6 protein-coding genes are annotated in these 8,504 nt (G+C 49.8%); 2 read left to right on the top strand and 4 right to left on the bottom strand.

The features are described from left to right. Both fabF and NK638_RS10955 read left to right on the top strand, forming a co-directional pair. A partial coding sequence (gene fabF, locus NK638_RS10960) for a beta-ketoacyl-ACP synthase II (RefSeq protein WP_274633047.1) occupies positions 1-1,314 on the top strand: 1,314 nt, incomplete at its 5' end. Between the two features lie 124 nt (positions 1,315-1,438). Next, positions 1,439-2,281 carry a hypothetical protein gene (locus tag NK638_RS10955; protein WP_274633046.1) on the top strand — a complete coding sequence of 281 codons (843 nt, stop codon included), beginning with the start codon at positions 1,439-1,441 and terminating at the stop codon, positions 2,279-2,281. A gap of 217 nt (positions 2,282-2,498) precedes the next feature. Here NK638_RS10955 and NK638_RS10950 read toward each other — a convergent pair whose 3' ends face one another. From NK638_RS10950 to lnt, 4 genes are all read right to left on the bottom strand, one after another. Continuing rightward, on the bottom strand, positions 2,499-4,316 hold the full coding sequence (locus NK638_RS10950) for an aminopeptidase P family protein (protein WP_274633045.1): 1,818 nt from the start codon (positions 4,314-4,316) through the stop codon (positions 2,499-2,501). Positions 4,317-4,734: 418 nt separating this feature from the next. Further along, entirely contained in the window at positions 4,735-6,249 is a 1,515-nt protein-coding gene (locus NK638_RS10945; protein ID WP_274633044.1) for a peptide MFS transporter, read from the bottom strand. Positions 6,250-6,580: 331 nt separating this feature from the next. Further along, positions 6,581-7,006, bottom strand: coding sequence for a hypothetical protein (locus NK638_RS10940; RefSeq protein WP_274633043.1), 426 nt, complete (start codon positions 7,004-7,006; stop codon positions 6,581-6,583). Positions 7,007-7,186: 180 nt separating this feature from the next. Then, positions 7,187-8,504: apolipoprotein N-acyltransferase (gene lnt / locus NK638_RS10935; protein WP_274633042.1), on the bottom strand; the 1,318-nt coding region annotated here is incomplete at its 5' end.

Genomic DNA, 8,504 nt, shown 5'->3' with positions numbered 1-8,504 from the left:
ACGCCGCGCCAAAAGCCGCCACATTACCAGCGCCCAGATGAGATGCGTGTCGTGGTCACGGGTATGGGCGCTATCACGCCACTTGGCCTCGATGTCGATAGCTCATGGGCCAAGCTCATCAATGGCGAGAGTGGTATTACCCCTATCAGCCATTTTGATGCCACTGATTACCGTGCACAAATCGCTGGGGTAATCAAAGACTTCGATGCCAAACAATACATGAACGCCAAAGACGCGCGCCGCTATGATGAGTTTATGCATTATGGTGTGGCGGCCTCAGCCATGGCGTTAAAAGATGCGGGGTTCATCGATGAGGTGAGCGCGGCCGATGCGCCGGTACAAGACGTCGATGCTGAGCGATTTGGTATTATCTTAGGCTCAGGCATCGGCGGTATTCAGACCATCGAAAACAGCCGCGATACCCTACGCGAAAAAGGCGCTGGGAGAGTATCGCCTTTTATTATCCCAGGCTCGATCGTCAATATGGCCGCAGGATTGGTTGCGATCAAACATACCCTAAAAGGCCCAAACCTCGCCACTTCAACTGCGTGCACTACTGCCACGCATGCGATGGGACTCGCGGCACGCTTGATCGCTTATGGTGATGCAGATGTGATGCTCGCTGGAGGTAGCGAAAAAGGCTCAAGTCCACTTGGCATGGCAGGGTTTGGGGCGATGCATGCGCTCTCTACACGCAATGATGAACCAACCAAAGCCTCACGCCCATTTGATAAAGACCGTGATGGTTTTGTGCTCGGCGATGGCGCAGGGGTGGTGGTACTCGAAAGCCTCGCCCACGCCAAAGCGCGCGGCGCCACGATATTGGCCGAGCTGGTCGGTTTTGGCATGAGCGACGATGCCAGCCATATCACCGCGCCCCCAGAAGACGGTAGCGGTGCCGCTCGCGCAATGAAAAACGCACTCAATGACGCGGGCATCGAGCCTGACGCAGTGGGCTATGTCAATGCTCATGGCACCAGCACCCCCGCCGGCGATGTCGCTGAGTCCATCGCTATCGAAACCGTCTTTGCGCCTGTCAAAGACAGCATCTTGGTCAGCTCAACCAAATCGATGACAGGGCACCTACTAGGCGCAGCTGGGGGTATTGAGGCCATCTTTACCGTTCGCGCGCTGCAGCAACAGCATGTACCGCCAACCATCAACCTAGACAATGTCGAGGACAACTGTAACCTCGATTATGTCGCGCACCAATCCCGAAAAGTGGACAATTTACAATATGCCGTGTCCAACAGCTTTGGCTTTGGCGGTACCAATGGCTCTTTGATATTTGCCCGTTGGCCTGTCACCGCCTAAATGCGACCGTCTGATACGGCGCGTTGTAACTTTGGTGTCAGATTTGCTACGTTTGTGCACTTGCAGCCCCTTATCGTACTTGCGTATGATAAGGGGTAATTTTTGTACATTTATGGAAGATACCATGTCAAGCTACTCATTTTCTCATCAGTTTTATCAGCGCTGGACGTGTGCTCCTGAGCCTGTACGCGCCGCCATTACCCAAGAGCTAAAAGACATCATCACCTTGCTACAGACCCAGACGCCGTTTGAAAGCTTTGTATTTAGCACGCCTGATCTAGACACTCATGTCGATGAGCTCTACGACAACCACGATGCCGAGCAGGCCATTGCAAAAGCCATCGCCGATAAGCAAGCGCAAGCGGATGCCAAAGCAAAACAAGAAAAAATAAAAGCAGCAGAGGACGCAAAGCGACAAGAAGAAATAGCCTCAAAAGCACAAGCCGCACAAAAACAACCACCACATAAGCCAGCAGCAACTGATGATCAAGAAAATAGTACCCATCCAGCCGCCCGTCAAGAGCCCCACCAAAGCACCAAATCAGACGCGCCTGACACCGATAGTAAAACTGACACAGCGCAAGCTGGCATAGCAAAAACACAAAGTAATAAAGACACTACCACCAGCACCCAGCCGCAGACCGTCCGTGCCCCTGAGCGCAGCTATGAGGAAGCACAAACGGCTGATCAGCAAACCCCTCATGATACAAACCATGATGCCAATGTCAAAGCGGTCAAAGCCATAAAAGATAAGGCCAGTACAGCCATCAAGCTGACACTAAAAGAGGAGCCATCTAGCGCCGCGCATCAAGCGCTCCTCCGTGAGCTCGAGATGCAGATCGATGACTATCTCAGTGAACAGATGATGCTGATGTCAGAAAACCTCAAATCATGGCTCCATGCTGAGGTGGCACAGCAATTGGGTGAGACAGAGGCTTTAGATCAGCCTGTCGTTAATTCCAAATAAAAAGAGTAAAGCTATGCCAGCGTGCTACTGGGTTGGTTTTAGAGTGGCTTGAAGATTGGGGATTGGCTATATGCCCAATAAAGACAGCCAAAAACTATAGATATCGTCTGATCATTTCAAAAAATAAGCCCCGTAAACATTTACGGGGCTTATTTATTGGACGTCTACTAGGCCGTGTGCTCATTTCAGAAATAAAGACACGCCCTAAGGCTTTCGATTAAATCGCCTGGGTGCGCTCTGTTAGCCAATCAAGCGCTGCACCAGCAACGTGATCTTTTAGCTCAGCATAAACTTGACGATGGTAGTCGTTTAGCCACTCAACCTCTACTTGATCGAGCAATGATTTATCAAGTAAACGGGTATCAATTGGGCAATAAGTGACGGTCTCGAAGTGTAAAAATTCACCAAACTCGCTCTCGGTAGGGTTTGCAACTGGGGTGTTGACCACCAAGTTTTCGATACGAATACCCCATTTACCTTCGCGGTATAGGCCTGGCTCATTACTGGAGATCATACCTGCTTTCATGGCGCGCTCTTTTGGCGTACTGGCACTATAAGCAATGACTTGCGGGCCTTCATGGACGTTTAGGAAGTAGCCAACGCCATGCCCTGTACCATGACCGTAATCCATTTGTGCTTGCCACAATGGCGCACGGCAGATCGCATCGATGAGTGGCGAGGCGATACCATCAGGGAAAGAGGCGCGCGCAAGCGCGATATGCGCTTTTAGTACTGTCGTAAAGTCGCGCTTGTGCTCATCGCTGACTTGCCCGATACCGACGACGCGAGTGATATCGGTGGTGCCGTTTTGGTACTGCGCCCCTGAGTCGATCAGCAACAGTCCACCCTCACCCTCAGCGACATCAAAGTAGCTGAACTTTTCTGGCGTAGCCCGATAATGCGGCAGTGCACCGTTTTCATTAAACCCTGCAATCGTCGGAAAGCTCGGCGAAACATAATGCGGCTGCTGACTACGCACTTCAATCAGCATACTATCGACATCCAGCTCACTCAAACGCTCGCCGTCTGCTAAACGCTGCTCAAATGTGGCAAAGAACTCACACAAGGCCGCACCATCTTGGCGCATGGCTTCACGGACATGCTCGATATCGGCATCAGACTTGACAGATTTGAGTAACGTGCTGGGGGCGATTTGCTCAATAAAGCCCACATCATCGGCCATCTTTGATAGCGTACCCACCGCCACTTTATTGGGGTCTAGCAGCAGCAAATCCTCTGGAGTCAGTGCGCTCAAGGCGTCTTGTACTGCGTCATAATCAGCAAGCGTGATACCACTGTCTTCTAGGGCTTTTGCAATATCGCTACTGACTTTGCTGTTATCGACAAACAATGTCGCACTATCTGCACTGATGAGCATATGCGCCAAAAACACGGGGTTATAATCGACATCGCTGCCGCGCAGATTGGTCAGCCAAGCGATGTCATCTAAGCTTGAGAGCAGATGGTGAGTGGCGCCAGCCTCCTGCATCCCTGAGCGTACCGCAGCAAGCTTATCGGTCGCAGACTGCGCCACAAACTGCGCATCATGCTGGTATAGCTTCGCTGATGGCAATGCTGGACGATCTGTCCAAATCTCTGCCAGTACGTCACGCTCGGTGATGAGGGTGATGTCATTGGCATCAAACGCATCTAACAGCTTGTCTTGCTCCGCGATAGACAACACATTACCATCGACCGCCACACTATCGCCTTCTGCCAAATGCGTCGCCAACCAATCGATATGGTTTGGCTGACTTGGTGCCAGTTTTTCTAAGCTGATACCTGTACCCTCCAGTTGGGCGGCGGCATGTACCCAATAGCGGCTGTCCGTCCACAGACCCGCAAAATCGGCGGTGACCACTAGAGTACCGACCGAGCCTGTAAACCCTGACAACCACAAACGCCCCTGCCAATACTCTGGTAGATACTCTGATAAATGCGGATCCGCTGACGGTACGATGATGGCCGTTAGGTCTTGGGCGGCCATGCGCTCCCGTAAACTTGCGATACGATCATGAATGTGTTGTTTATTCATTAAAATTTTCCTTATTGGTTTTGAAGACAGTGGGCAAGCGAGGTTGTATTAAAAGAATACGACGACGCGGCGACTATGGATAGTCGTCTTATTGGCGCGGGTAAATGAGTAAGCGCGCATTGAATCGTGTTGAATGATCAATAGCAATTGATGCAAATACTGACCATGCAGAAGTGATAAATAGCCAGATACTATTAAGATGTTTGGGCAGATGACAAGCTTTCAATACTGGAATAAAAAATGCTTGAACAAAAATATGTCATGGCTTGAGCAAGACCTGTCACGGATAAAAACGATAAGACGTGCTACCAACCATGGTAACACGTCTCATCATCAGCCTACTTATTGATGCACGGACTTAGTGCTTGGCTATCCTGACCATTTGCTCAAACGCATCCGCTCACTTTTTTGGTGTCGTTTAGCTGACATGATCGGACTGTTCGCTATTTTTGAGCATGGTACTGATGGGCTTGGCCAATAGCAACAAGATAACCGCCGTCACTACCAAAAAGACGGTCATGGTCGTAAATAGCGTTGGCAACCCTTCGATCTTGTCCGCTGAGACATGACCACCGAAAAATGCAGCAACCAAGTTACCCATGGCGACAGAAGCAAAAAACAGCCCCATCATCTGACCTTGCATACCTTTTGGCGCAAGTTTGGTCATCGATGACAATCCTACTGGACTCAGCGCCAGTTCACCAAGCGTCAACAGCAACAAGCTACCGACCAGCCATAAGGGTGATGCTAGGCCAGTCTCATTGGTCAAAATATTTTTTGAGGCGATAATCATCAAGCCAAAACCTGCCGCAGTAATCAACATACCCAGCGCAAACTTGACCATACTGTTTGGCTCGATACCTCTATTACCCAGCTTGACCCAAAGAATACTGACAATAGGAGCGAGCAACAAGATAAACAGCGGGTTTAGCGACTGAAACCAAATGCTTGGTATCTCAAATCCTAAGACATTAAGGTCGGTATAGCGATCAGCAAATAAGTTAAATGAGGTCGGCTGCTGCTCAAAGCTTGACCAAAACAGCGTCGAGCCAATAACCAAAATAAAGCAAATCAATAAACGCAGCTTATCGGTTTTATCAAGGCGCGGTGAGACAAACATCACGGCAAAATAGCCAATCACCACAGCCGCGATGATATAGGTCATATACTCTGCGACCATGCTTGCCTCAAATGGCATGATACCGGTGGCGACCAGCACAATCACAGCCACCAATAATGCCAAAAATCCTGCGACCCAGCGTCCGACATTATGATAGCGGTCGTTAGAGCGCTCCCACTCAGCACTGATGCCTTTGGCTTTGGCATAATGGGTCAATGTTTTTTGGGCAGAAAAACGATAGATAAGTAGCGAGATGAGCATCCCCAAACCACCGACCCCAAAGCCGGCATGCCACATGCCTTTTTCTTTAAAGATCCCAACGATCAGCGCGGCCAATAACGCGCCGATATTGATACCCATATAAAACAAGGTAAAACCACTATCACGGCGCACATCACCTTTGGTATACAACGCTCCGACCATCACCGAAATACAGGTCTTAAATAACCCTGAGCCCAAAACAATACAGATCAGACCGACAAAAAACAGCGTCATACCAAACATCGCCGAAAGCGCGATACATAAATGACCAAGGGCAATAATGATACTGCCCCACCACAGCGCGCGCTCTTGTCCGAGCCAGTTGTCTGCCAGCCAGCCGCCAGGGACGGCCGCCAAATACAATGAGCCAGCAAAGATACCATAGATAGCAGAAGCGGTGACGTCATCAAACCCAAAACCACCACTGCCTACCAGGCGCTCCCACATCTCCGTAAAAAATAGCGGACGCAGCGGCTTTGGATGCCCCATAAAACCGTTTTCTAGCGATTCTAATTCAGCGGCACTCACCCCTGAATTTGCTTCTTTGCTCATAAGATTATTCCTTTAAAGACCACTTTAATAATGACCAAACCCCTATTTATTCAGATAAGCGGTCATATAGGAGCAATATTGTTTCACCTGTCTATCGGCAAGTAAAGAATTAATTGGTCAATAATTACACAATGGCTCACAAAAAAAATCGCCCTCAGTAGCTGAGAGCGAGTATTTGTGGCACTGCCAAAAGACAAATATCAGTCACTATGACAAGATAACTATCCTGTCATAATGAAAAAAGACAGCCCGCATCTAGGGCGTGTCCTCAATTCAATCAATAGCCATCTAATTGGGCTAAAAACGAGGACACGCCCTAGGCAAAAACAGCTTATTGTGCGACAGTTTCACCCGCTTCCACGTCGCCATCCGCTTGCTCTGCGGTTAAATCAGCATCGGCAACCGCCGCTTGGCTTACTGTACCAGAAGCGGTCGCTGTACCTGCTTCTGCTGCTACCACGGCACTATCTGCATCCGCTGGCGTCACAGTCGCATCTGCCGCTGACGTAGGTGCCGCCGCTTCTGCTGTTTCTGCTGGGGCTGCATCGTCCTGAGCCTCTGCACTGGCCGCCGCTACTGGCGCTGCTTCATCAGCGGCGACTGCAGCTTCGGTCGTCTCAGCAGTGATATGCTCGCCCGCTGGACGCAAAAATGCAGAAACACCAATAAGTAAGACAATACCTAAGAATAAGGCAATGCCACCTAGAGTGTATAACAGCTCTTTTTTTGGGTTGTTATTGACGATACCTTCTGACATATCTTATCCACCTTGCACAAAATATTTGAAATATTGACCCATTATATCGCAATTTATAGCGATTTGTTAAAACCCTTAAGTATTTAAAGGATTTATTATGGGCAATTTTTCTCCATGACTTGAGCGCCTTAGCGTTATCATTTGCTTTAAATGGCGCACCACAACAGATCAACAGCAAAACTACTTACCCAAGCGCGCTCTTGTCGTTGCCCGCTTGCCCAGATAACTCAATAACAGTAGCAGCGCCACCACAAACAAGACAGGATAATGACCGACACGCATAAACGGTGTGCTACCTGTCCGCGCTTGTACATCACCGCGCAATACGGTGCGCTCAAACTGCGGGGCACGCTCAACGATACGGCCTTTGTGGTCGATGATGGCGGTGACACCGGTGTTGGTCGCACGCATAAACCAGCGGCCATTTTCGAGCGCGCGCATTTGTACCATTTGTAGGTGCTGTAGCGGGCCTGCCGAGGTGCCAAACCATGCATCATTTGAGATGGTCAATAAAAAGTCTGTACCGATGGCATTTTTGCGCGTGGTATCAGGATAGGCCACTTCATAGCAGATGGCAGCGCCCAAATTGTGCCCACGCACCTGTAGCGGCGACTGCGCCTCACTACCGCGACTATAGCTCATAACCTCTTGACTACCTGCAAGGTTTGGCAAAATATCAAGCAGCCCTTCAAATGGAATATACTCACCAAATGGCACCAAGCGCTGTTTTTTGTACAGTCCTTCTGCCTCTGCACCCAGCGCAATCACGCTGTTATAAAATGGCGGATACTTATCTTGAGCTTCATCAAATGCCGCTTCATCCTTATAAGGAATACCGGTCACCCACGTGGTATTGGTGGCTTTGGCCATTTTGACCATCTCATTGATAAAGCCGATCGCATCGGTCTGAAACATCGGAATCGACGACTCAGGCCACAAGATAATATCACGCCCCCACTCACTGCGGGTCAACGTGGCATAAATCTTGAGCGTCTCTATTTGATACTCAGTCAGCCATTTTAAATCTTGCGGAATATTACCCTGAATCAATGACACCGACAAATCAGGCGTGCCTTTTGGTTTGGTCCATTGCGGGTTTAGTAGCCACAATAGTGTACTGAGCGCTAGCAGGGCAATCGAAGCCACCATATAGCCTGCGCGGCGACGCAGTAGCTCGACTAAGCTGCCTGCCAATAATACCGCCACAAAAGACACTGCAAACACACCCGCCACTGGCGCAAGTGACGACAGCCAATACTGCTCTGTGAAGGCGTAACCGACAAACAACCACGGAAAACCAGTAAATAACCACGTCTTCAGCCACTCTTGCAGCACCCAAAGCGCGGCAAAAGATAGGGGCTGCTTGCCGACCATCTTATTAAACACCAGCCCCAAAAAGCCATGGAACAAGCCCATGCCCAGACCCATCAGCGCAATCATAATCAAAGCAAGCCACGCTGGCGTATCGCCGTACACATGAATGGAGGTGTAGAGCCAA

The sequence above is a fragment of the Psychrobacter sp. A3 genome (genome assembly GCF_028823565.1).
GTDB classification, from domain to species: Bacteria; Pseudomonadota; Gammaproteobacteria; order Pseudomonadales; family Moraxellaceae; genus Psychrobacter; species Psychrobacter celer.
This window is presented reverse-complemented; position numbering and strand designations above follow the sequence as displayed.